This window comes from Pseudoalteromonas gelatinilytica (genome assembly GCF_001641615.1).
Lineage (GTDB): Bacteria > Pseudomonadota > Gammaproteobacteria > Enterobacterales > Alteromonadaceae > Pseudoalteromonas > Pseudoalteromonas gelatinilytica.
The window spans coordinates 435,194-457,207 of the sequence record NZ_LRRU01000020.1 but is presented as its reverse complement, the minus strand read 5'-3'; the positions used below and the strand labels follow the sequence as shown (position 1 = coordinate 457,207).

The window sequence follows — 22,014 nt, the reverse complement described above, 5'->3', positions numbered from 1 at the left end:
ATGGACTGCTTATATCAAAAGACTTTTAATTTAGATTGGCCTACGGTCAGCGAAATTCGCCATATTTTAAAGCATGTTTTAACGGCGATCAGTGTTAAAAATCAAGATATTGATGCAGCAGGGTTAGTCGCTACCGAATACCTCACTAATCTGTTACGCCATAGTGATGAAACGGCTAGGTTTGTGCAGTTTTCTATGCATAAACTTGCAGACAAACAACTATTGATTGAATTTAAAGACAGCATGCCAAGCTATGACTTATTTAATCAACAACCTAATCAGTGGCAAATAGATAGTGGCGAGTTAGTTGAAGGGGGCATGGGGGTGGCGCTTATAAAGCACTACTTTCCTAATGCCAGCTATAAAACTGTCGATCAGCAAAACATATTTTCATTTTGTTTAACCAATATAGATAAACGACCCACACTCATCTACATTGACGATGATAAAGCCCAGCTAGCCTTGCTTAATGCCTATTTGTCTGAACATTTTCAGGTGATTTGCTGTGAAGACAGTGAGTCAGGCTGGCAAGAAATTCTTACCTCTGGCGCTACTATTTTGCTGCTTGATCATAAACTCAAAAATGGTACCAGTGAGCCAATACTGAAAAAGCTAAATCAATCTAATCTTAAAACAAATTTATCTGTGGTGATGCTAACAGGTGATGACAGTGAAGAGCTAATAAAGCGCATAAACCTATTGGGGGTTGATGATTATTTAGTAAAACCAGTTAGCAAAACACGCTTACTGCAAAGCATTGAGCGCATTGTGCATCGTTTTTCAGCACTAAAGTATTTAATTAATGAAGAACGCATGCAAACCAAACAAAAAATAGGCGAGTTTAATGCGTATAATTTTGGCTCAATCATCAGTCAAAATGGCGGGGATTTTTGTATGTACCCCCACCAGCAGCAAACCCCCGTTATTATCGGCGATATGATGGGACACGGTATAACAGCCCTCAAAGAAAGTTTTGCTATAAAAGGATTTTTAAGTGGCTGTTTAGCGACACAAATTCCATTAACCGATGTTTTAAAGACACTGAATCTGGCACTTTATGAACAGCGGCTCTGTAAAAACAGCCTAGTAACATTATTAATTGGCTTTATCGAAAATAACACGCTTCATTGGTTTAACGCAGGTCACCCAGCCCCTTGCGTGATAACAACACAAGGAAAGCTGCTTCAACTTAGCGGAACTGATCCTTTGTTAGGCCTTTCTGACGACCATCAATACCAGCATTACCGCTATGACTTAAGTGATGTTGCGCAGATTTTATTATTTACCGATGGCTGGCTTGATAATCAGAAGATGAGTGAGGTTGACCAAATCATTGCTAAATTAACGCATGATAACTTACACAGTGAGGAGTTTGCCTATGCTCTTTGGCAAGCAAGCCAAGTAAAACTATCGGCTGAAATAGACGATGCCTCATTAATTGTGATCAATAAACACTAAAGTTTGAGTTTACAAACCCACTGAATACACACTAAGCTACTAGTAAGGATCTGTTAAATAATCACTTTATCTCAGCATAAAACGATAATAAAGGAAGTCAGTAATGCCACCTAAAATACTCATTGTTGAAGATACAGAATCGCTTGCGCTGATGTACCAATCATATTTGATCCCAACAGGGGTTGAAACTCGCATTGCCTACAATGGTGAGCAAGCTATGTGCGCACTAAACGAGTTTGAACCTGACTTAGTGATTTTAGATGTTATGCTGCCTGATATGAATGGACTTGATATTTTATCGTCTTTAGACCCAGATACGGCACCACAAGTGATTGTTCTAACAGGGCATGCAACCAAAGAAATGGCCATTAAAGCGATTAAACTAGGTGCCAGTGACTTTTTAGAAAAACCGATCGAAGCAGATCGTTTTCGCATCACAGTAAACAACGCATTAAAGCTCAAAGATTTAAAACAAACAGTTAAAAGCTATCAAACAACCTACGAAAACGGTAAATATTACGACCTGATCGGCAGTTCATCCGAAATGCAATCTGTTTACCAAATCATAAAATCAGCATCGGCCAGTAAAGCCACTGTGTTTATTACTGGTGAAAGTGGAACGGGTAAAGAGCTGTGCGCCCGTGCGGTACATTTAGCGTCACCGCGCGCTAACAAACCGTTTGTAGCCCTTAACTGTGCAGCCATCCCAAAAGATTTAATCGAAAGTGAAATATTCGGCCACTTAAAAGGGGCGTTTACTGGTGCTATTGCTAATCGTGAAGGGGCTGCTGGCCAAGCTGATGGCGGGACTTTGTTTTTAGATGAACTATGTGAAATGGACATCAACTTACAAAGTAAGCTACTGCGCTTTATTCAAACTGGTTGTTACCAACAAGTGGGAAGCGAAAAAGAAGTCAAAGTAGATGTACGCTTTGTGTGTGCGACTAATCGAGACCCATTACTTGAAGTGCAAGAAGGGCGTTTCCGTGAAGACTTGTATTACCGTTTACATGTTATTCCAATTGCTTTACCGCCATTAAAACAACGTGGTAAAGATGTTATTGAAATAGCGGACGCATTATTCAAAAAAATAAGTAAAGAAGAAGGGCGTTCATATAAAGGCATGTCTGAAGGAGTAAGAAACTTATTTTTGAGTTATGGCTGGCCTGGTAATGTTCGCCAATTAGAAAACACGATTCGTAATATCCTTGTGTTACACGATGAAGCGTTTATTGAAGCAAATATGATCCCCGCATTGCCAAATGCACAAAGCCAAAGCCATGCGGCTACACCTATTACAGCGTCTAATCAGTCAGAAGCTGTTACGCAAAGTGTCACATCTTCGACCAATGAACTCGCTACGAGTGTGAACAATACATCCTATGTGTCTTCACAAGTTGGTTTTTCTCAAGCAGACATAGAACCACTTTGGATAGTCGAAAAGCGCTACATCGAACAAGCAATTGACGCCTGTGATAACAATATACCTAAAGCAGCTGCTTTATTAGATGTGAGCCCTTCCACGATTTATCGTAAAATCAAAAGTTGGGAAGAGATGCAAGTAAGCTAGTGTTATAAACGCGATCTAGCTGTTTAAATTGTTGTTCACCTGAAAAGCGTTGCTGAATTAATTTTTGTGCATTGTTAAGCATGTATTGTTTTTGCTCAGTGCTCAGCATTTCAACGTTTTTAAGCTGTTTTTGGAGTGCCTGAGCCGAGCTTTCGCCCATCATTAATCCATTAGATAAATGATTGATAATATGCGGCAATTGCCCAACCGCTGCAGCAATCACTAACACCCCATGCGACATTGCTTCTAATGCCACCATTGGAAGTCCTTCTGCGCGAGAGCAGATCACCAATACATCGAGTTGTTGCCATATTTGTTGTTGTTCACATTGACCATGATAATTGACCGCTGATAAATCAAGTTCATTCACCATAGGCCCATCGCCAAACATATGAAAGTTCAAGTTTGTTGATGCAGAATGTTTAGCCGCTTCAATGAAAATATCAGGCCCTTTTTCATGAGATAAACGACCCACAAAGCCAATATTAATCTCCTGTTTGCTACGTAGTATTCTTAGTTTTGTAGGTTTTTTCACTGAGATGAAGTTTTCAAGTAACTCCGCATTGTAGAGCTCTTTGGTCAACGAGTTCGACACGGCAAAGTTTAAAGAAAAGTAGCTCAGAAGCTTATCAAGCTTATTGTAAAAATACACTTTGCCGACACCTGCTTCACCTGCGTGATAGGTAGAAATACAAGGGCGGTTTTGCCAGCGACACACCAACTTCCCCATGATACTTGCCTTGTACCCATGGGTGTGTAGTAACGCTGAACGAGGAAACATTTTTAGTATTTCGTTCAAGCTTTTTAAATTTCCGCCAGCAAAACCGTAAGTGATATTCGCTTTTTCTAAGCGATGATAAAACTCACGATTATTATGATCTTGATAAAATAGTACCGAGCTCATAATATTATATCGTTCTAATAGCTTACTCATGGCAATCAAATGGCTTTCGATGCCACCAATTAAGCTTGAATCTACAAATAAAATAACACTATATTTCATATTCACTCCAAGGTGAGACCATGATAGATACAGCGACCTATGCTCAATTACAACAGGATGTTGGTGACGACCTAGCAAAACAGCTTTTACAGGTTTATATCACTGAGTCCCGCCAAATCGTTGCTGATCTTGCTGATGCAACGAAACAATCAGAAATCGAAATAAATGCCCATAGCCTAAAAAGCAGTAGTCGCAGCTACGGTGCATTAGCCGTAGGCGGCCTTGCTGAGCAAATCGAGCAAAAAGCGAAAACATCACAATACGATGATGAATTACAAAGCCTTATTGCATTACTGCAAGACCAATTTGCGCAAACCCTAACCCATGCGCAAAGCTTGATCGGAACTCACTAGTCGCTCAGTTTCTAAAATTAATGGCATTTTTAAAATTTCAGCAAATACATTACTTAATTGCTCAATGTCGTGCTGTTGATTGGGTGATTTAACAACATCATTAAAATGAGAGACTATTTCACTCAATGCATCCAGTGAAATACTTAAATCACAAAAGCTGTATCCGAGCATGCCTTCTAGCCAATCAACCGGTTTCATATCGAGCGATTTAATCACGCTGGCTTCTTTAGCAATATTTTCAATAAACACGCGACACGCCGATGTTTCTTGCACCGCTTTAGCAATGTCTTCAACTAACATGGCTGGCATCACACTGGTTATTAAGCTACCTGGACCAATTATCAGCATGTCTGCATTATGAATTGCTTGAACCACCCCTGGGGCCGCATTGACATCTTGCGAGAGGGTGACATAGTCAGGCAGTGCATCTAGTGAATCAATTTCACATTCACCAAAAACTTTTACACCCGATGGCATTACCGCTAATAAATCAGCTGGTTCATCAGACATAGGAAGTATTGTTTCTGAGTTACCTAGCATGGCATTAAACCAAGCAACTGCTTGAGTTGCAGAGTTGGTTTGTTGGGTCAGACTTAATAAGGCAAGGTTGCCAAGGCTGTGGCCATCGAGCTCACCACCTTCAAAACGATGGTGAAATACTTGATGAACCAAAGAATCGTCATCGGCTAGTTGCAAACAACAACGCCTAATATCACCTAGTGCAACCACATCTTGGCTTTCGCGCAATTTACCCGTACTGCCCCCGTTGTCTGTCGTGGCTACAATCGCTGTTAATTCTGCGCAGTGAGGTCTGATTGCGCTTAACATATGGGATAAACCATGCCCGCCGCCTATGCATACTATTTTCATGACTGATACCTCATTGAACTCTATTACTGACTAAAAAGCATAGCGCGTACCAAGTCTTTGAATTTATATAACACAATGAAATTTAATAATTTAATTTCAAGAATTAATGGCTAAACTGAAATCTGTTTTCTATATTTGCATTATGCGATGCAATATTAATTAGGAATGGCAATGGCACAGTTCAACTTAGAACAATTACAACTTGAGCTAAGGCAGTTTCACGGCATCAATGATATCCGGGCACTGAAAGCGCAACTTGAAAAAGTGCTGTTACCGTATTTTTCATTTAAAGAATTTTGTTTGATTAATATTGAAGAGTTAAAAATGACACTTGAGATGCGCACGCTTAAGTATCTTGAGTTTGACGAAGGGTTATTAAAAACCAAGTTACAGCATGCATCTTCACCTTGGCTGTTTTCTGAAGATAACATGCTTTTTTGTAATAATACTGAACTGCATAATGCCTTGATTTTTAGAATTGAAATTTCTGATCACACAACCCAGTGCATGGTGTTTTTTGATATCACAGAGCAAGCGAAATTTAGTGATAAATCAGAAACAGGCATCATGATCTTGCTGCAACAAGTGGCTTTACAACTCTCAAATCAAACGCGGCTTAATCGCCAAAAGTTTCATTCTACGTCATTGTTAACACGCCTTGGTGAGCTGTCTGAGTTGTTTAGAGATTTTGCCAGTGAATGGTTTTGGCGTACCAACAAAGAAGAGCAGTTTATTAATGTATTAACCACCGCCAGCCACAGTAATTTGTATAAACGCCATTTTTTACATAAAAACTTCGATGCTATCATCACCGAGCAAGAGCAAAAGCAATTAAAAAAGTGGTCTCACTTTAAACATTTACTTGCTGAGCAAGCTGAGTTTCTAGACTTTGAATTTGAAGTAAATTGTTCACCAACTGCATGGGTGTCGTTCAGTGGCAAGCCTCAATTTGATGCAAATGGTAATTTTCGTGGCTACTTAGGTATAGCCAAAGATATCACCGTCAATAAAGACCGTGAGCAGGCACTGCAATTAGCCAAAGAAAAAGCTGAAGAAGCAAACCTTGCAAAGTCACAGTTTTTAACGGTGATGTCTCATGAAATAAGAACGCCGATGAATGCGATAGTCGGCATGCTCGAACTATTAGCAGACTCTGAACTTAACGATAAACAAACGCGCTGGCTAGATTATGCAAACTCCAGCTCTGACTTATTACTGGATTTGATCAGTGATGTGTTGGATTTTTCGAAAATTGAGAGTGGCTCGATGGAACTTGATGTTAAAGCAACAGATATAAATGCGCTCGTTAAAAACATCACCGCTCAATTTCAAGAAACAACACAGGGCTCTAAAGTGATGTTTTCAACTGAAATAAAAGATGGCTTGCCAAATAAAATAAACATTGATGGCGTTCGGGTTGGGCAAATCCTATTTAATATTTTAGATAACGCCTTTAAATTTACCAAAGTAGGCACGGTCAATTTCAGAGCTGATTTTAATGATACCCATTTATTATTTGAAGTCGCTGATACTGGGCAGGGGATATCACAATCTCAAATAGAGACCATTTATGATGCTTTTAAACAGCATGATTATGGTGTTAATCGACAAGTAGAGGGAATTGGCCTTGGGCTTAGCATTACCAAAAGTCTTGTCGATTTAATGAAAGGCGAAATAAGAGTGGCAAGTGCTATCAATATTGGCACTAAATTTACCATTTATATTCCATATTCTGTTGTTGCCGATGATCAGCAAGCCATTGAGCATGAGCAATCACTTGAACCCATGTCTATTCTTGTCACCGAAGATAACAAAACTAACCAAGTATTAATTAAAGCATTTTTAGAAAAGCTCAATCACCATGTCACCCTTGCAGATAATGGCCAACAAGCCATAGATAAAGTACAGCAACAAAACTTTGATTTAGTTCTGATGGATATGATGATGCCGGTGATGGACGGCATTACCGCAACCAAATACATTCGCAATGAGTTGCAAATGAGTCTGCCAATTGTGGCCTTAACAGCGAATGCTTCACATCAAGATAAAGCGACTTGCCTCGACGCAGGTATGAACAAAGTACTGACAAAACCCATTCGCTTTCATGATTTAAATCGTGCATTACGTATTTTGTTTAGCCAATAAAAAAGCCCCAAATGGGGCTTTTAAATATGTAACTCTGCTTTACAACACCATTGCTGCAATCCAGCCTGCAATAAGTAGCGGAATATTAAAATGGATGAAAGTAGGTACCACAGAATCCCAAATATGGTCGTGTTGACCATCAGCATTTAGGCCAGATGTTGGGCCAAGTGTTGAGTCAGAGGCAGGGGAGCCTGCATCACCTAGCGCACCCGCAGTGCCAACCAGTGCAGCTGTGGCCATTACTGAAAAGTTAAGCTCCATACAAAGTGGTACAAACAAGGTGGCTATAATTGGCACTGTCGAAAACGAGCTACCAATGCCCATGGTGATCAATAGCCCAACGAGTAAAATTAACGCAGCGGCGAGGGGCTTGTTTCCCTCAATCAACCCTGCGGCAGAGCTAACTAATGAAGCGACATCTCCCGTTGCTTTCATCACTGAAGCAAAGCCTTGCGCAGAAATCATAATAAAGCCAATCATCGCCATCATAGCGATGCCTTTACTAAACACATCACCATTTTGCTCAAGTTTTACAACACCAAATAAAGTAAATATAGCCACCCCAACAAGACCCCCAAGGATCATAGAGCCACTAATATTTTGTGCGACTAAAGAGCAAAGCACGGCAGTAATACCCACTGCGAGTACTTTCTTTGGTTGTTCAATGACAACGTCTTGTTGCTGCTCTGTCAGGCTATGCGGCTCGTAACTACGGCGTTTTCTGTAACTGATAAAAACAGCAACCAATAGACCAAACACCATGCCTAAAGCAGGAATGATCATCGCCAGTGGTACCTGCGTATTTACAATCTCTAAACCATTTTCAGTGAGGTTTTTATGTAAGATTGAGTACAAGTAAATGCCACCAAAACCATAAGGCAGCACCATATATGAGGTGGCTAAGCCAAAAGTTAAGATACACGCAATGGCACGTCTATCGAGACGTAACTTATTAAACACCACAAGAAGGGGCGGAATAAGAATAGGGATAAACGCAATATGTACGGGTATCAAATTTTGTGAGGAAATCGCACACAGTAAAATGATACTTAATATGAAATAACTTAAGGTTGTTTCGCCTTTGTGTCTGTTGTCGTTAACCTGTTTAAGCAATTTAGACGCTAATATACGCGTTAAGCCCGACTTAGAAATAGCCACCGCAAACGCACCTAACATCGCATAGCTCAGTGCTATTTCTGCGCCGCCCGATAAGCCATCATTAAATGCATTAACGGTTTGTGATAAACCAAGGCCTGCGGTTAAACCCGCAACAATCGCGCTCACGGTCATCGCCACAATGACATTAATACGACAAAGTGTCAGGATCAGCATCAACATAACGCCGACAATTACTGCATTCATATTGTTCTCTATTTGGCTGTTTTGAGAGAGTTTAACAGAACTCGCACCTGGTTTTTGCGATTTTGAGTATATGATTGCTGTTGATAACGTACTTCGATGATTATTTGCTCAAATTCATTTAAATAAACTGCCGCCGTAGGCTTTTGCTCTTTAATTAAAGCAATATTTTGCAGTGGCGTGTTGGTTTCAAGAGGCTCAATACCTTGTTTTTTAGCCCACAGGTAAAGCTTAGTGATGTCATCTACAAGTGGCTCTCTACTTCGAACTGGGCGTTTGTTATAAAAGAAATAGCCAGTAAAGCTCAGTAACAAGGTACCTAACACTATTAATGGCGTTAGCCATGCGGACTTATTACCAAACAGTGAATCAAATAAACTCTGCTGAGATGCATGGTCAAACGTAAGCACCCAGTTAGTCCATTTATAATCGAGCTCTTCAAGGTGAATTCGAAGCCAGTTTATTGCTTTAAAATGACTCCAACGTTTTAAACCAAAGTTAAGATTGTCGTTAAAGCTTTCATTTAAATCACCCAGTTGAGATAACGAACCATTTAAACGCTCAGGGGCAACTACAGCGGTAGCATCAAATATGTGCCACTTTTCATCGAAGAACACTTCAACCCATGCATGGGCATCGTATTGATAGATATTGAGCGTAGCGGCTTTAGTTTGTTCACCGCCTAAATAACCCGACACAACACGGGCAGGGTAACCAGCAACACGAAACATAAACGCAGCGGTGCTGGCATAGTGGCCGCAAAAGCCACGTTTGGTATCAAATACAAACTGGTCTAGCGTATTATCACCATACATTGGCGTAGGTGTTAATGTGTAAGCAAACTGCTGCTGATTAAAGTAATCAAGTAGTGCGTTAAAATAACCTTGCGCATTTTCATACTCAGCAGCCAGCTGGTTTGCCAGTGCCATTGTTTGTGGATTGGTAGTTTTCGGCAAGCGGGTGTAAATGCGTTTTTCAAAGTCAGTAAGGCTCAGAGTAGCCTCACTACTGGTTACCGCGTATTTAATGTTCTTGTTTAAATTGCCTTTACGTTTTAACAAACCATTGTAGGTATTAAACACATCTGAATTAGCACTTTGTGCAAAGCCAAGCCCAAACAACCAGTTTGACGATGAAGGCTCTGCAATAACCTGATAATCAATACGATTATTATGGGTAATAGCGCGGCGAATTGGATTAAATTGTTGCGATTTTAAAATGTCCGATATTAACCATTCACTGCCATTAAACTCATCATGAATAAGGCTGCGCCAGTAATAGGGGGCTTGTAAGGCTTGCCCAGGCTGTTGTTCTACCCGAAAAACCAAGTCATCAGATTCCGCTAATTTCGCAATCGAAAATGGGTTAACTTGCTCTGATAAACCGGTTTTAGCAAGCTTTGGCCCCGGTAGCTGCCAAAATGCGGGGAGCTTGGGTAAAAATAAAATCAAAAAAGCGGCAATGGGTAAGGCCAATAATATGGTTTTAAAACTTTGTTTGTTAGCGGCCTTAAAGCTTTGCGGGCTAGTTAAGTAGCCAAGTACTGCAAAGTTAACAATATAAAGTACACTCACAACCAAGGTTTCGAACAACCCTTGATGGAACAAATACACCGTTGAAAGGTTAAAAAATACCAGTAAACACACAGTTTGATACTGTTTAACGGTTTTCGCTTGTAGCAATTTAAAGCTGCTAGCAAGTAGCATCATCGAGACAAATAACTTGACCGTATCGCTTACACCAACCAAAACAAATAAGGCAACTAAGCAAACTGCTGCTAAAATATTCGCAATCAGTCCATTTAGTTTTTTATAAAACTTACCTAAAAACAGATTTAAAAAACTCAGGCCTGCCAATATGGCTAAGAATGGGGTCGCTACTTCAGTAAACAAAAATCCACTAATAACAATAAACAGCAGTGATAAAACGCTATTTATAAGCGGCGTATTCATACTTAAAACTCCGCTAATGCCTGCAAGCAGGCTTTTTGGTGGTTGATCCCTTGGCCTTTTGCAATATGTTTATTGGGTAAGGTTAACGAAAACGCCATGTGTTGGTCGGTTAATTGGTTCACCAAAAAACATAACTGGCTTAATCGGTGCTCATTATTGCCACTCAACATATTGAAATTAAGCGCTAATTCCTGTGATGCATCACTGGTAAATTCTTTCGTTAATAGTTGCTGAGTTTTAGCGTAGTGTTTCCACGATACTTTATTAAGCGCTGTACCTTGCACAAAAGGGGTAAGTTGATGAAAGTCATCATTACCCGCTTTAACTTGTGCGTTAACGCCGTCGTGTTCGTCATTGTCATGGAGCTGAGTATCAAACTTTTCTGAGGCGATAGGCTGTGGGTAAACATACACCGTTTCGGTTGGTTCTATATAACTCCATACAGACACCAAACCAAACGGAAAGTGACTAATAATTTTAACTCTATCAAAGCCATAAACACCACGTTCACTGCATTTAAGTGCAATTTCAACGGTCTTTTTCTCTTTGCTTTGCAGTGACACAGTTTCAGATTCAAGGTTAAGATTAACCAGTTTTATAAGTTCACAGTGTGATTGTGCGTGAATTTGAAAACGCGCAATGGGAGCATTGGGCGCATAACTTTCATTTACTGATAGGTATTTAACCGACAAACCTCGCATATTTTTATAGCCAGTGAGTATCGCAAATACCAAAACGACCACCATTAAATACGCCATCGCTAAAATCAGGTTGTTTTGATAGTTAATCCCCATCACAAAGTTAAGCAAGGCAATTAGTAAAAACTGCCCACCGAGTTTTGAAGGTAATACATAAATGGTTTTATGTTTGAGTTCAATTTCGTTAGTTTTATGCTTGTTTTTTAATAACTTATTAAAAACGGATTGACGAAATTGATTAACAAAAGCAGGGCGCTTGTACATGTTTTACAAGCTTACAGGCACATGTTTAAGTGCATAGCCACTGTCACCAGCGTTTAAGCCAAGTCTGTGATCAGTCACACTAGGAAAAACCGCTTGTACATCTTCAGGCATTACAAAATCACGGCCTTCAATATACGCCCATGACTTTGCAGCGCGGGCAAGCGCAATACTGGCTCTTGGGGATAATGGGTTTACAAAATGGTTATCTTGGCGAGTAAACGCAACGAGCTCAAGGATATAATCAACCACCGCATTACTTATCGTTACAGTGTTAATTTCTTTTTGAATTACAGCAAGTTGCTCAGGATTAATGCGAACAGGCAAGTCGTCATAATTTCGGTTGTTTAAGCCTAAAATGAGGTTTTTCTCAGCGTGTTTATCAGGAAAACCTAAACTAATACGCATAAAAAAGCGGTCTAATTGCGACTCAGGTAACGGATAAGTACCAGATTGATGCACAGGATTTTGCGTAGCAATTACAAAAAATGGTGATGGTAGGGCGTGTTTAACCGAATCGACCGTCACTTGTTTTTCTTCCATTGCTTCTAACAGTGCACTTTGTGTTTTCGGGCCTGCACGGTTAATTTCATCACCTAAAACAACTTGGCTGAATACAGGACCTTGATGAAATGAAAAACTATGTTCTTTAGCATCAAAGATATTAGTACCAAGAATGTCAGAAGGTAATAAATCGCTAGTGAATTGAATACGTTGATACGACAACCCAAGAACTGCGGCAAGTGCATGAGATAAAGTGGTTTTTCCCATGCCTGGTAAATCTTCAATTAACAGGTGACCTTCGCTAAATAAGCACGCTAAGGCAAGTTTGATTTGTTGCTGCTTACCAAAAATAACCGTGGATAGGTCATCGATAATGAGTTGGATTGTCGAATTCATAAACTACTTAATTTGTTATGGTTTCCATCAATTCTAGACGTTTCATAACTGAGTCGACTTTTTTTGCGTTGAATGGTTTAGCGATAAAACCTTTAGCACCTAATTCCCAGGTGTTTTGCACATTCTCAAGACTATTATGGCCAGAGCACATAACAACGTGCGTATGAGGATGGTGGTCATTTAAGTATTCAAGAATTTCCGTACCGTCAGTGTTAGGTAGTTCAATATCAAGAAAGATTACATTAGGTGACTTTTCTTCAATAACCGTTTTAGCTGATTCAAAATCTCGACTTTCTAAAATATCGTCAAAACCAAGACCAGTTAAAATTTGATTTAGATAGTCGCGGATATCTTGCATATCATCGATTATCAAAATAGGTTCTAACGGCTTCACAAATTCCATATCGTTTACATCTTATCGTTACATCTCAAGTTGATAGTTTTAATATAAGTCATGAGATAACTAAGCTCAAGAAACATACACTAATAAAATGAATAATATGATAAAACACCACCTTAATGTCCGATACCGCCTAGTATTGGACTTAACATGCACAGAGAATAGGTATAGCTATATATAGATACATTACTTCCTATAATATATATTATGTTAAATAAGGTATTTATCTTTATAAGCAGGTTCATTAGTTGTAAGGGGTTGTTCATTTCTAGAATTATGGAGGTATGGAGATTTTCGCCCTCGTGTTTTGGAAAAGCCCGTAAATACTGACCTTTGCCAATCCCAAGCCGAAAATTCATGATTTTTGAATTACGCTTGTTTTTAGACTCTAACCGTTCAAACTGACTCATTATCTGATCATTCCTGCTCATTTTACGTTTAGAATTAGATCATTTCTGATCGTTTAACTTTTCTTTAAACGCACTTTAAACGCCATTTAAACGCTCTTTAAATATTCTCAGCGAGCAATCTTTAAATCTTTTCTGCTGCTACAACTGTATTAAAGTTTGGTCCCAGTTCAATTGTGATCATAAAGCCCTGGTACGTCATTCTAATTTTGTTATCTATATATGTGTACGCATTTGGTTTTTGAATAGCGTTCATTAGCTGGTGGATTTGTTCAATTGTAAGTTGGCCAGCTAACAGCTTTTCAATTTGCGAGCTGCTAATCGTAACAGCGCTACTATATATAGGTGCATTTTTACGTGACAACTCGTTTAAGAAAAATGCAGGCAAGTGCCCTAACGTAAATTCTTGGCCATCGACTACCGGCTTTTTAAGTGCAATCTGAGCTGCTTTTAAATTTACCTGCTTTTTATAATATTGCTGTGACTTCAAAACAGCTTCATTAAATTGCGGTACCGCTAGTTGTTGAAGTTCTTTCGATAACTTCACTACTGACTTACCAGCTGCTATGTCAGCACCTAACCACGCTTTACCTGGATTATAGTCCCAACCTAGATCTATGCCAGGTAACTTATCTAGTTCTTCACCTGTTGATGCATCGACGACCTTGAATGACTGCATAAACTTATTAACAGACTCTGGTTTTGTGATCGATAAGCCCATACGTGCAATATCACGTTTGTTAAGTGAAACAACCTTACATCTGCAGTTATAGCCATTTGGCGGATAATGAGTATCCCAAAACGGATGGTCGACAGGCAGTAAGATATAGTTCCATTTATTGTGATCAGGCCTAACTCGGCTATCACCAGCAGTGAGATAAAGTAAATAAGGTCTACGTTCTTTTAATCGGTTCTGTTGTTCCCAGCGCCCTGCTGCTCGCGCTGTATTTTTGTTGTTCTGGTAAATTACTTGAGTGCGCCAGCCACGCTTACCTTTATAAGACCAACCATGATCATCAACAATTTTATCAAAGCGTTTTCTAAAGTCCGATATTGTCTCGCCATCACTAATTGCTTTATCTACTGCTGTATATAGCTCATTCAGGATTTCGATTTCTGTTGCACCTGCAACGGTGAATGCTTTGGCATGAATTAAGCCCTGTAAGTCTTTATATGACTCACTTGTCAGCTTAATTTTGTCTTGAAAGTGTGAAATGGCTTCCTTGAATTTAACAAGGTCGCCATATTGTGGAGCTGATAGAGCCATTTTAATGCTCTTTTAATGACTGTTGAATGTCTTGAATTTCATTTCGACGCGAGTTATCACGGCTATTACCAAAGAAGAAATTCAATATTGACGCTATAACAGTGCCTAAAACAAACCCTAAAATGGTATCTGCAAAGCGTGTAGAGCTCTCAGGAATAGGCATAAACGTGATAAAACCTATATATAGAGCCGTCGTAATTGACCAAAACCACGCATAATAATAGATGAAGCGTTTAGAAAACTTATCATCTTGGTTTAGTGCTTGGATCTGCATATTTCGAGCACTCTGGGTATTTTTAAACGCAAGCTCGTCAAGTTCTTTCTCTCGATTGAGCAATGTGGTTCTTAACTCATGCGCAAATTTTTCAGAGTCTTTAATACGGTTTAACGCTTCTTCTGGTGAACCTGACCCCGTTAAGGTTTGGGCTATATCAACGACTTTTGAAGCAACTGCTTCACCATTTGTGCCCCCTATCCAGTTACCTATTTTTTTATCTAGGCCAGTTAGCTTAGCAAGGCCAAGTGCAATTGTGATCGGTTCCATTTAAGCCTCCATTGACTCGTAAGGTACGCCACCAATAAGCATTAATTCGATACCTTTGATCCGTTTGAATTGGCGAACTAATGATTTAGCAGTCGTAAAGTGACAATCAAAAAATTCCTTTTTCTCATATAATTTCGGGAAATGTTTTTTAGCTTCACGTTTACCAAAGGTTTTAATAATTTTTTTGATTTCAGCTGGCTTATATATAGAAAGCGAACGTTTACGCCAAACTAACTCTAAACATGATGGTTGGGTTTCTTGTTTAGTAAACCACTCACCTTTTATATAGCCATCAATATAAACAGCTAATACAGTGGTAGACTCTGATTTTCTAACACGCTGTATCGAGATTTCATGATCGCCCAATTTAAATAAAGCACTACCAAAAGTCCCTGCAAGTTCACTTTCTACCTTGTCCCATTGCTCTTTAGAAATAGACATAAGCGCCCCGCTACAGCTTTGCTATATCAAGTGAAATAGCTTGTTCAATGCCTTTCTCGTCCTGCTTGTAAAAGCGGATAAAACGGCATGAATCGATAACACCTACAGACTCTGCAATGATATTCATCGCTTTTTGCCATTTACCGCTTTCATCAGTGATTTCAAGCTTGCGTAACGCTAGGATACGTTGCGGGTTTAATGATCCTTGCTTATCGGTATTAAACGTTTTACTGACAATGGCTCGTATGTTCTGATTGCCGCCTTCGGTCCACTCATCTAGGCACTCATCAATCAGCTTTTTAGCAAGAGATAGCTCTGGGCCAAGCTCGATACGTTCTTGTGTTTGAATGTTTACGCGCAAAGTATTGTCGAATGAACGTAACTGCGTATTGCCTTTTTTACCACCTAAACTAACACCATGTTCTTGCGCTAAAAGCTCTATAAAGTCGTCAGCTTCAGCCATCAATGAACGTTTGAACTCAGCTAACTTTTCCTGCATTTCAAGCGCTTTCGCACAGGCTTTTTGTACAAACTCATCTTTGATCAAATCCGTTTGTTTAACGTTAGCAATTGCAACCAAATTGCCTTTACCGTCTTTTAAGTAACCTTCAGGAATGTTATTCATCGTCTATCTCCACAGTTTTAGAATTAGCCTCGCTCATACCCGCCATAAACTCATAATGCAGAGCTTGCTCAGCCACTTGTGCTAAAGCAGACTCAGAGATAGTTGGGAATTGTGAGGTTATTTTTTGCTTAAGTTCGTCCAGGTCTTTTGATGCCTGGGCAAAATGCCAAATCTTTTCAATGGTGTCGTTTGAAGCGTGATCGAACACATCAAACTCATCGCTAATTTCAGTACTAGCAGAATCAGACTTCGCAAATTCAGTGCTTTTAGCAGCTGAGGCTATGCCTTGGCCGTCATCAGGTACTTCAAGAATGTCTTCACCTGGTTTAGGTTTTGGAATACCTAACTCTTTGTACACGTAGTCAGTGCTTACAGGTACCAAGCGTGCAGATTCACGAACACGGCTTACCGTATCGGTATTAATTTCGCGCTTGTCTTTAAAGATAAATACTGGTGGCTCGCCACCATCAAAATTGACAGAGTGAAGAGTGTTAATGATCTGATTGCGATAAGAAGCAACAAGCGCCCTATCTGCGCGCTGATTATCGCCAGCGCGTTTTGCATGCGTTTCACTTGCAGCACGTGCGCCGCCGTTCTTTTGCTCTGTGGCCAATGTTTGGCTGGTTAGCGCCTTACTCATTTCAGCATTACAGAAATTAATTAAACGCTCGGGAATTGGTTCACCGGATAACTTACTTTCAAGTACTTCAATACTGGTATCATCAGGTATTGCGGCTATACCGTCTTGAACTAACTTAGCAAGTCCATTTAAAAGGCTGTCTATATCAGCATCTTTTGCGCCAATAGGGTATTTACCTACTGGGAACGGCACACCAAAGCGTTCACAGAATTGAACAAAGAACTTAAAGCCACCGTGCTTAAACATCCACGGCCAAAAGCAGCTGCTCAGTAGTGCAATGCCATACGGGTTTGTTGCACTTGGCATATGACGAACACACGACCAACGACGCGGGTCCACTTCTTCGCCTTGCGGGTTTTCTCTTGTTTTAACAAGCAGCTCGTGATCACTATTAAATGCAAAGCGACTATTACGCCATGTTTCAATGTATTCAGGCTGCCACGTACCATCACGTTTAATAAACTTGCCCAAATGTGTCACACTGAAGCCATGTAAAATAGCACTGTAATTGTGCCAATCCATATCGGCCCACTCTGTATGCTTGCACGGTTTACGCTTAAAAAACTGCTTTGCTAACTCGTAGCTTTTCATACTGGCCGCATCGGTACCACCAGGCACCAACTCAGTATTAAAGCTATATAAACCGCTGCGTAATGAGCGCAATTCACCAATGATATGCGCGTCACGGGCAATTTCTTCATAAATAGCCGTGTTTTTACCTGCTTTACGTAAAATCGGGTCAGGGTTTGGGAGCTCTGTTATCAACGATGAAAAGCCAGGGTCCAATTGATTTTGTTCAAACATACGAACAAGGGCACCATAAGCCCGTGAATTAATGCGTGGCTTAGACTTAAACATGATAGCCCCCTATTTGTTTGGTTACTTTGCGGCTTCGGACTCTAGGCATACCGCCTGCACCAGTGCTTGATATCATCCATAAAATGGCTAAGGCACAACTCAAGTCGTAGTGATGTGTTGTTTGTTTTTCTGGCCAGTTTTCGAGTTCGTCGAGCAATAAACGGCAGCGTGAATGAAAGGCTATTTGTGCAGGTGTATTGGTTACATAGGTTTCGAGTGATCCTATCCGCTCTTCAGCAGGAATAGTGGCTGTTACGCCACGTAATGGCAGAGCTATTCCCTGCTCTAGTCCTTTGGTAATAAACTCGCTGCGCATAAAATCAAAGGCGTTGTTATTCTCAAAGCCCCACACTAAGCAGTTATATTCTTTTTGGGCGCGTATTATGTCGTTAAGTAAACGGCTGGTACCGCGCACTTTACGGCTTTCGTATTCAACGTGTAGCTTTTGTAAGTCTTTTGAATAAAAGCCAACAAGTATTGCACTTGGGTCAGATTTTTCTGTTTTACCCATACTTGGATCACATGCACCATATGGTACCCAATCATGTAAACGGTCAACCCAAAAATCGAACTGGTAAAAAATCGCTTCTTCATCACTTTTTGCAATACCTTGCATCTCGCGGTTAAACTCGCGCTTGTTCGCAGCCCACATACACATTAAATCGTAAAGTGTACGTACACTTGGCCAACTGGTTTTAGCCCCCTTGAGCATTGCGCGTTTGTTCTTGATCCAAAACTTAAACGAAGGCTTATCTTCAGTGGCAACAGCAATACCTTTTGCCGCTTCGCGCTTTTCAAAGCGTTTATCATCATGAACCATGAGGTCGCGACATTGCTCCCATAAGTACATGCGCTCAGGCATTTGTTTAATTGCTTTAAAGCGGTGAACAATGTGCCCTGGTGCTTCTTCTGCACGGCTAATTGGGTCATCGTTATTAAGAACGGTGTTCACACCTAAGAATTTTACGGTACCATCGGGTGGTCCCAAGTACTGCACAGCAGCTTCAAGGAATCGCCAGCGGTTCTCACGCTCTGTGGGTGACTTGGCTTCGGCATCGGTAATGATATCGTCAGAAAGTAACAGCTTAGGACGGCTTGCACCGTGGAACGTACCACGTACAGACTGCTCTGCACCACGACTTTCAAAGCGTACACCTTGGGCCGTTACAAACTCGCCTAACTTCCATACTGGCGATTTTTCGCATATTTCAGGAAAGTCTAAGGCTAAGTTATTATTGTTCAATAACTCTGTTTTAACGACTTCAAGGGTCTTTGTTGGCATTTTGGTTTCAGCACCAAACAAGATCACAAAATCAATAAAGAGAGGTGGCTTTTCTAAGCCAAGTTCTTGGCGTACCTCTGCGTCTTGAAGCAGTGCCAATACTGAAACATACACAGGGGCGATTTTTACGCTAAGTGTACTTTTACCCTCGCCACGTGGGGCAACAAACCAGTTTTTCCAACCGTTTTTAAGCTTTAGTGCTTCTGGTAGCCAACTATTAAAATAAGCCTGAAACTCAGATGGTTTCTGCCCATCATCTAGCCACATATGATGCGGGAAATAGGTATATACAAAAAACTCAAAATCACCGCTTAAAACACGTTTACGGCGCTCTCTAATGGCTTCAGGACTTGGATCAATATGACGTTCTTTAGCTTCGATATCGCGGCGTAACGCACTGGTTACTTGCTCTATCTCTGCTAAAAAATCACGTGTATTTAAATCAGCCATTAGTCGCTTAACTCCTTATCGAGCTGAGGACCAAATGCAGTAAGAATTTCGACTAATTGCGGTGCATAGTCAGGGTGATGTTTTGAAACAAATTTAGCTAAAATCTTGATAACTTCAGCAGCGACAGTGCGTTTTTCTAAGCGCTTATTGCCGCCAGATACTTTCATTACTTTGCTCATCATATCTGTGAGTGAGCTAAGTACTTTAGTTCGCTGCTCTAATGGGAGTGCTAAACCTTCTTCAGATTTTAAAAGCTCAAAGGTTTCGTTTACTTGAATGGTAAACTCTTCGATAAAGTCGGTTGTAAACTCACCTGCAGCACCCTCACTACGACGGCTTGCCGCACGAGCAAGATCCCAATCATCGCCCTGGTCTTTCGCTTCCATCTTCCAGCGGCGGGCTGTGCCGTCTGCAACACTGTGCTTTACTGCTGCAACGCTTAATGCCAGCAGTTCGTTTACATAGCTGTGTCGTAAAGCGTTTTTCTTTTCTGCTGGGTGTGCCATTAGTTAAACATCCCACTTTTAACAGCGTAAGCAATTAAAGAAACAGCTAAACCAGCAGAGCCGCCCATTGCAGCTACTTTAACGCGCTGGTTAGTCAGCTTTTCTTCTACTTTTGTTAATCGCTCAGCATGGGTCTTAAGCGCCTCAGCTTGGCGCTGCTCACTTTTTTCGATATCTATTTTTAAGCTATCAGTGATCTGCTTTTGACGGGCTTCACTCTTTTCTATGCTGTGGTGAATATCAGCCTTAAGACTTCTAAGATCATCCAAAATGGCTGATTGGCTTCCTTGAATTTCACCGATTGCTTGAAATAGCTGGTTCTCTTGTTCTGGTGTCATGTGGTGTCCTTACGGGTAAAAAACTTTAATGCCGATCCACGTAGGTGTGCGAACGTCGAAATGGAACCAACTCACATCGCCCTCGATGGCTGTGATGTAAGGAAATTCTTCAGGGTGAGCTAATACGTAATCACGTACCTGCTGAGCGGTGTAGTTTTCAAAACTACAATCAAAGGCTTTACCTAGTTTGTGTTGGCTGCGCTTTGCGCCAATTGGGCAGTCTAACGGTCTATAGCCGCGTAAGTGGTTAGCACCACCCCATAGCCAGTTATTTACGGTGCATGGGCCAAACTTATCACGCAGCTTTTGCAGCATGCGTAAGGCTCTTTCATCAAAGAGATTGATAAGAAAAAGGGGATCGTCTTTAAATAAATTAAAGGTTTCTTCAGGCACAATTTCCTGAAATATAAAACTAGGTGCAGTTGGGACTTTAACTCTTATTTTGGCCGCCATGTTGAGTCCTCAGATTAGTTAATCGTTGTTTAATTAGGACGTAACAGGCAGGCAAACGAGTTTTCCGCGTTGGCTTTTGGTTAGCTGGGTTTAATAGCTCTTTTACGCGTGTGCGTAGTGCTGGCAAATCTTTTAACGGGCAACGGCGTGATATAGCGATTTGCTCGTTTTTAGACTTGGCCGACACAATAAGCTGAGCTAATAACTCAATAAATGGCGCATGCACTGTTATTGTCATGCGTTAAGTAAATCAATTTAGAGGGGGGCATTCCGCTGTAAAGTTGTTTTCAGCGTTGTATTTTGCGGGTGTCTTATTAGGTTAAAATGAAAAGGCTTGCCATTACAATAGGGGCAAGCCAATTAATTTAAATTAGGTTTAAACATAGTTTAAATGCAATTAGAGTTGTTTGAAACTGGCGTCCCAGTCACTGTAATCCGTATCGATAAAATCACTAGGTGAGCGGGTTACTTTAAGTTGTACTTGAATTTCTTCTTTACCACTTACTAATACCCCTAATGAAACCTCATTGTCTGCATAATCACCAGCGAACATATCGCTTAAAAGCTCTTCTATGTTATCAACCGCTTTTTCGGCTATTTCTCTTGCTCCACTCATAATCAATCCTGAATTATTTCAAATTCGCGTGGAAAAGCACCACACTCTTCACCAGTTTTCCCAATGAAGTAGTGTAATTTTTGCCTGCGTACTGAAACCGATGTAACTTCAAATTCAGCACCTTTAATTGCCCCATGCTTAGCATCAATAGGAAGATCAACAATTAACTTGATTTTAAGTTTTTTCATCATTTACCCTTAATTTCTCTAAACGCTTCGTGATATTCGGCCATTAACCCTGTTGTTGTTAGGCCAAATAACTTGCGTTGGTTTATGTAGCGGTTTAATAGGTTTAAACCAAATTCAAGTTGCCACTGCTTTGGCTTTTTTCCTCCACTGAGTTGCAAAGCAGTGAGCAACACGAAGTTATTGTTTTGCATGACTAAGCGAAGGCGGTACTTGAGCGCGTACTTCGTCCTGTGTCGCTATCTTGAAAAAACCAGCACCACAATGCCAACACGTAGACAATGTGTCCCATATAACACCTTTTGGTGGTTGTAAGGTTCTAAGCTCCTTACTGCAGCACGGGCATTTAAATGTAATAACAGGGGTACCACGAGCTGATGCCTCGCTAAAATACTGCTCAGCTTCATTTTTCAAATCAGAAATAGATTCCATG

Annotated in this window: 24 protein-coding genes; 4 read left to right on the top strand and 20 right to left on the bottom strand. The window is 40.5% G+C overall.

Features of this window, described 5'->3' with window-relative positions:
- The gene (locus tag NH153_RS15090; RefSeq protein ID WP_063705279.1) at positions 1-1,458 is read left to right on the top strand and encodes a SpoIIE family protein phosphatase; all 1,458 of its coding nucleotides are present in this window, start codon (positions 1-3) and stop codon (positions 1,456-1,458) included.
- A 103-nt stretch (positions 1,459-1,561) separates the two neighbouring features.
- On the top strand, positions 1,562-3,028 hold the full coding sequence (locus NH153_RS15085; RefSeq protein WP_063705277.1) for a sigma-54-dependent transcriptional regulator: 1,467 nt from the start codon (positions 1,562-1,564) through the stop codon (positions 3,026-3,028).
- Here NH153_RS15085 and NH153_RS15080 read toward each other — a convergent pair.
- The gene (locus tag NH153_RS15080) at positions 2,997-4,031 is read right to left on the bottom strand and encodes a glycosyltransferase family 4 protein (RefSeq protein ID WP_063705275.1); all 1,035 of its coding nucleotides are present in this window, start codon (positions 4,029-4,031) and stop codon (positions 2,997-2,999) included. The genes NH153_RS15085 and NH153_RS15080 overlap by 32 nt on opposite strands.
- Before the next feature lie 20 nt (positions 4,032-4,051).
- Between NH153_RS15080 and NH153_RS15075 the strand changes: the two genes are divergently transcribed.
- Positions 4,052-4,384 (top strand): Hpt domain-containing protein, encoded by a 333-nt coding sequence (locus tag NH153_RS15075; RefSeq protein ID WP_063705273.1) that lies wholly within the window; start codon positions 4,052-4,054, stop codon positions 4,382-4,384.
- On the opposite strand, the gene NH153_RS15070 is transcribed toward NH153_RS15075, so the two are convergent.
- Positions 4,349-5,254: a gluconeogenesis factor YvcK family protein gene (locus tag NH153_RS15070; protein WP_063705271.1), complete on the bottom strand. Its 906-nt coding sequence runs from the start codon at positions 5,252-5,254 to the stop codon at positions 4,349-4,351. The two genes, NH153_RS15075 and NH153_RS15070, sit on opposite strands and share 36 nt — an antisense overlap.
- Positions 5,255-5,425: 171 nt before the next feature.
- Here NH153_RS15070 and NH153_RS15065 point away from each other — a divergent pair, with 171 nt between their 5' ends.
- Positions 5,426-7,399 carry a response regulator gene (locus NH153_RS15065; RefSeq protein ID WP_063705269.1) on the top strand — a complete coding sequence of 658 codons (1,974 nt, stop codon included), beginning with the start codon at positions 5,426-5,428 and terminating at the stop codon, positions 7,397-7,399.
- A gap of 39 nt (positions 7,400-7,438) precedes the next feature.
- Here NH153_RS15065 and NH153_RS15060 read toward each other — a convergent pair whose 3' ends face one another.
- From NH153_RS15060 to NH153_RS14965, 18 genes are all read right to left on the bottom strand, one after another.
- The gene (locus tag NH153_RS15060; protein WP_063705267.1) at positions 7,439-8,761 is read right to left on the bottom strand and encodes a Na+/H+ antiporter family protein; all 1,323 of its coding nucleotides are present in this window, start codon (positions 8,759-8,761) and stop codon (positions 7,439-7,441) included.
- Between the two features lie 8 nt (positions 8,762-8,769).
- Positions 8,770-10,710, bottom strand: coding sequence for a transglutaminase TgpA family protein (locus NH153_RS15055; RefSeq protein ID WP_063705265.1), 1,941 nt, complete (start codon positions 10,708-10,710; stop codon positions 8,770-8,772).
- 2 nt (positions 10,711-10,712) lie between these two features.
- Positions 10,713-11,672: a DUF58 domain-containing protein gene (locus NH153_RS15050; RefSeq protein ID WP_063705263.1), complete on the bottom strand. Its 960-nt coding sequence runs from the start codon at positions 11,670-11,672 to the stop codon at positions 10,713-10,715.
- Positions 11,673-11,675: 3 nt separating this feature from the next.
- Positions 11,676-12,569 carry an AAA family ATPase gene (locus NH153_RS15045; protein WP_063705261.1) on the bottom strand — a complete coding sequence of 298 codons (894 nt, stop codon included), beginning with the start codon at positions 12,567-12,569 and terminating at the stop codon, positions 11,676-11,678.
- 7 nt (positions 12,570-12,576) lie between these two features.
- Positions 12,577-12,972 carry a response regulator gene (locus NH153_RS15040; RefSeq protein ID WP_063705259.1) on the bottom strand — a complete coding sequence of 132 codons (396 nt, stop codon included), beginning with the start codon at positions 12,970-12,972 and terminating at the stop codon, positions 12,577-12,579.
- Positions 12,973-13,500: 528 nt separating this feature from the next.
- Entirely contained in the window at positions 13,501-14,643 is a 1,143-nt protein-coding gene (locus NH153_RS15030; protein WP_055021329.1) for a phage head morphogenesis protein, read from the bottom strand.
- 1 nt (position 14,644) lies between these two features.
- On the bottom strand, positions 14,645-15,187 hold the full coding sequence (locus NH153_RS15025) for a hypothetical protein (RefSeq protein ID WP_055021328.1): 543 nt from the start codon (positions 15,185-15,187) through the stop codon (positions 14,645-14,647).
- Positions 15,188-15,628, bottom strand: coding sequence for a hypothetical protein (locus NH153_RS15020; RefSeq protein ID WP_063705255.1), 441 nt, complete (start codon positions 15,626-15,628; stop codon positions 15,188-15,190).
- A gap of 10 nt (positions 15,629-15,638) precedes the next feature.
- Entirely contained in the window at positions 15,639-16,253 is a 615-nt protein-coding gene (locus NH153_RS15015) for a DUF3164 family protein (RefSeq protein WP_063705252.1), read from the bottom strand.
- Positions 16,246-17,751 carry a phage portal protein family protein gene (locus NH153_RS15010; protein WP_063705250.1) on the bottom strand — a complete coding sequence of 502 codons (1,506 nt, stop codon included), beginning with the start codon at positions 17,749-17,751 and terminating at the stop codon, positions 16,246-16,248. The genes NH153_RS15015 and NH153_RS15010 overlap by 8 nt, the downstream gene beginning before the upstream one ends.
- Complete coding sequence (locus NH153_RS15005) at positions 17,744-19,483, bottom strand: hypothetical protein (protein ID WP_063705248.1); 1,740 nt, start codon at positions 19,481-19,483, stop codon at positions 17,744-17,746. Before NH153_RS15005 ends, NH153_RS15010 begins: the two co-directional genes overlap by 8 nt.
- Positions 19,483-19,989 (bottom strand): DUF1804 family protein, encoded by a 507-nt coding sequence (locus tag NH153_RS15000; protein WP_063530259.1) that lies wholly within the window; start codon positions 19,987-19,989, stop codon positions 19,483-19,485. Before NH153_RS15000 ends, NH153_RS15005 begins: the two co-directional genes overlap by 1 nt.
- The gene (locus NH153_RS14995) at positions 19,989-20,327 is read right to left on the bottom strand and encodes a hypothetical protein (RefSeq protein ID WP_063705246.1); all 339 of its coding nucleotides are present in this window, start codon (positions 20,325-20,327) and stop codon (positions 19,989-19,991) included. Before NH153_RS14995 ends, NH153_RS15000 begins: the two co-directional genes overlap by 1 nt.
- Positions 20,328-20,336: 9 nt before the next feature.
- Positions 20,337-20,780, bottom strand: a complete 444-nt coding sequence (locus NH153_RS14990; RefSeq protein WP_063705244.1) for a hypothetical protein — start codon at positions 20,778-20,780, stop codon at positions 20,337-20,339.
- A gap of 397 nt (positions 20,781-21,177) precedes the next feature.
- Positions 21,178-21,396 carry a hypothetical protein gene (locus NH153_RS14980; protein WP_063705238.1) on the bottom strand — a complete coding sequence of 73 codons (219 nt, stop codon included), beginning with the start codon at positions 21,394-21,396 and terminating at the stop codon, positions 21,178-21,180.
- A gap of 2 nt (positions 21,397-21,398) precedes the next feature.
- Positions 21,399-21,587, bottom strand: a complete 189-nt coding sequence (locus NH153_RS14975; protein ID WP_156503647.1) for a hypothetical protein — start codon at positions 21,585-21,587, stop codon at positions 21,399-21,401.
- Complete coding sequence (locus tag NH153_RS14970) at positions 21,584-21,775, bottom strand: hypothetical protein (protein ID WP_063705234.1); 192 nt, start codon at positions 21,773-21,775, stop codon at positions 21,584-21,586. Before NH153_RS14970 ends, NH153_RS14975 begins: the two co-directional genes overlap by 4 nt.
- On the bottom strand, positions 21,762-22,013 hold the full coding sequence (locus NH153_RS14965; protein ID WP_063705229.1) for a hypothetical protein: 252 nt from the start codon (positions 22,011-22,013) through the stop codon (positions 21,762-21,764). The genes NH153_RS14970 and NH153_RS14965 overlap by 14 nt, the downstream gene beginning before the upstream one ends.
- Between the last annotated feature and the right edge of the window lies 1 nt (position 22,014).

Bases quoted from the DNA above. Each gene is read 5' to 3' on its own strand.
- NH153_RS15090 (WP_063705279.1), top strand. From the start codon at position 1: ATGGACTGCTTATATCAAAAGACTTTTAATTTAGATTGGCCTACGGTC.
- NH153_RS15085 (WP_063705277.1), top strand. From the start codon at position 1,562: ATGCCACCTAAAATACTCATTGTTGAAGATACAGAATCGCTTGCGCTG.
- NH153_RS15080 (WP_063705275.1), bottom strand. From the start codon at position 4,031: ATGAAATATAGTGTTATTTTATTTGTAGATTCAAGCTTAATTGGTGGC.
- NH153_RS15075 (WP_063705273.1), top strand. From the start codon at position 4,052: ATGATAGATACAGCGACCTATGCTCAATTACAACAGGATGTTGGTGAC.
- NH153_RS15070 (WP_063705271.1), bottom strand. From the start codon at position 5,254: ATGAAAATAGTATGCATAGGCGGCGGGCATGGTTTATCCCATATGTTA.
- NH153_RS15065 (WP_063705269.1), top strand. From the start codon at position 5,426: ATGGCACAGTTCAACTTAGAACAATTACAACTTGAGCTAAGGCAGTTT.
- NH153_RS15060 (WP_063705267.1), bottom strand. From the start codon at position 8,761: ATGAATGCAGTAATTGTCGGCGTTATGTTGATGCTGATCCTGACACTT.
- NH153_RS15055 (WP_063705265.1), bottom strand. From the start codon at position 10,710: ATGAATACGCCGCTTATAAATAGCGTTTTATCACTGCTGTTTATTGTT.
- NH153_RS15050 (WP_063705263.1), bottom strand. From the start codon at position 11,672: ATGTACAAGCGCCCTGCTTTTGTTAATCAATTTCGTCAATCCGTTTTT.
- NH153_RS15045 (WP_063705261.1), bottom strand. From the start codon at position 12,569: ATGAATTCGACAATCCAACTCATTATCGATGACCTATCCACGGTTATT.
- NH153_RS15040 (WP_063705259.1), bottom strand. From the start codon at position 12,972: ATGGAATTTGTGAAGCCGTTAGAACCTATTTTGATAATCGATGATATG.
- NH153_RS15030 (WP_055021329.1), bottom strand. From the start codon at position 14,643: ATGGCTCTATCAGCTCCACAATATGGCGACCTTGTTAAATTCAAGGAA.
- NH153_RS15025 (WP_055021328.1), bottom strand. From the start codon at position 15,187: ATGGAACCGATCACAATTGCACTTGGCCTTGCTAAGCTAACTGGCCTA.
- NH153_RS15020 (WP_063705255.1), bottom strand. From the start codon at position 15,628: ATGTCTATTTCTAAAGAGCAATGGGACAAGGTAGAAAGTGAACTTGCA.
- NH153_RS15015 (WP_063705252.1), bottom strand. From the start codon at position 16,253: ATGAATAACATTCCTGAAGGTTACTTAAAAGACGGTAAAGGCAATTTG.
- NH153_RS15010 (WP_063705250.1), bottom strand. From the start codon at position 17,751: ATGTTTAAGTCTAAGCCACGCATTAATTCACGGGCTTATGGTGCCCTT.
- NH153_RS15005 (WP_063705248.1), bottom strand. From the start codon at position 19,483: ATGGCTGATTTAAATACACGTGATTTTTTAGCAGAGATAGAGCAAGTA.
- NH153_RS15000 (WP_063530259.1), bottom strand. From the start codon at position 19,989: ATGGCACACCCAGCAGAAAAGAAAAACGCTTTACGACACAGCTATGTA.
- NH153_RS14995 (WP_063705246.1), bottom strand. From the start codon at position 20,327: ATGACACCAGAACAAGAGAACCAGCTATTTCAAGCAATCGGTGAAATT.
- NH153_RS14990 (WP_063705244.1), bottom strand. From the start codon at position 20,780: ATGGCGGCCAAAATAAGAGTTAAAGTCCCAACTGCACCTAGTTTTATA.
- NH153_RS14980 (WP_063705238.1), bottom strand. From the start codon at position 21,396: ATGAGTGGAGCAAGAGAAATAGCCGAAAAAGCGGTTGATAACATAGAA.
- NH153_RS14975 (WP_156503647.1), bottom strand. From the start codon at position 21,587: ATGATGAAAAAACTTAAAATCAAGTTAATTGTTGATCTTCCTATTGAT.
- NH153_RS14970 (WP_063705234.1), bottom strand. From the start codon at position 21,775: ATGCAAAACAATAACTTCGTGTTGCTCACTGCTTTGCAACTCAGTGGA.
- NH153_RS14965 (WP_063705229.1), bottom strand. From the start codon at position 22,013: ATGGAATCTATTTCTGATTTGAAAAATGAAGCTGAGCAGTATTTTAGC.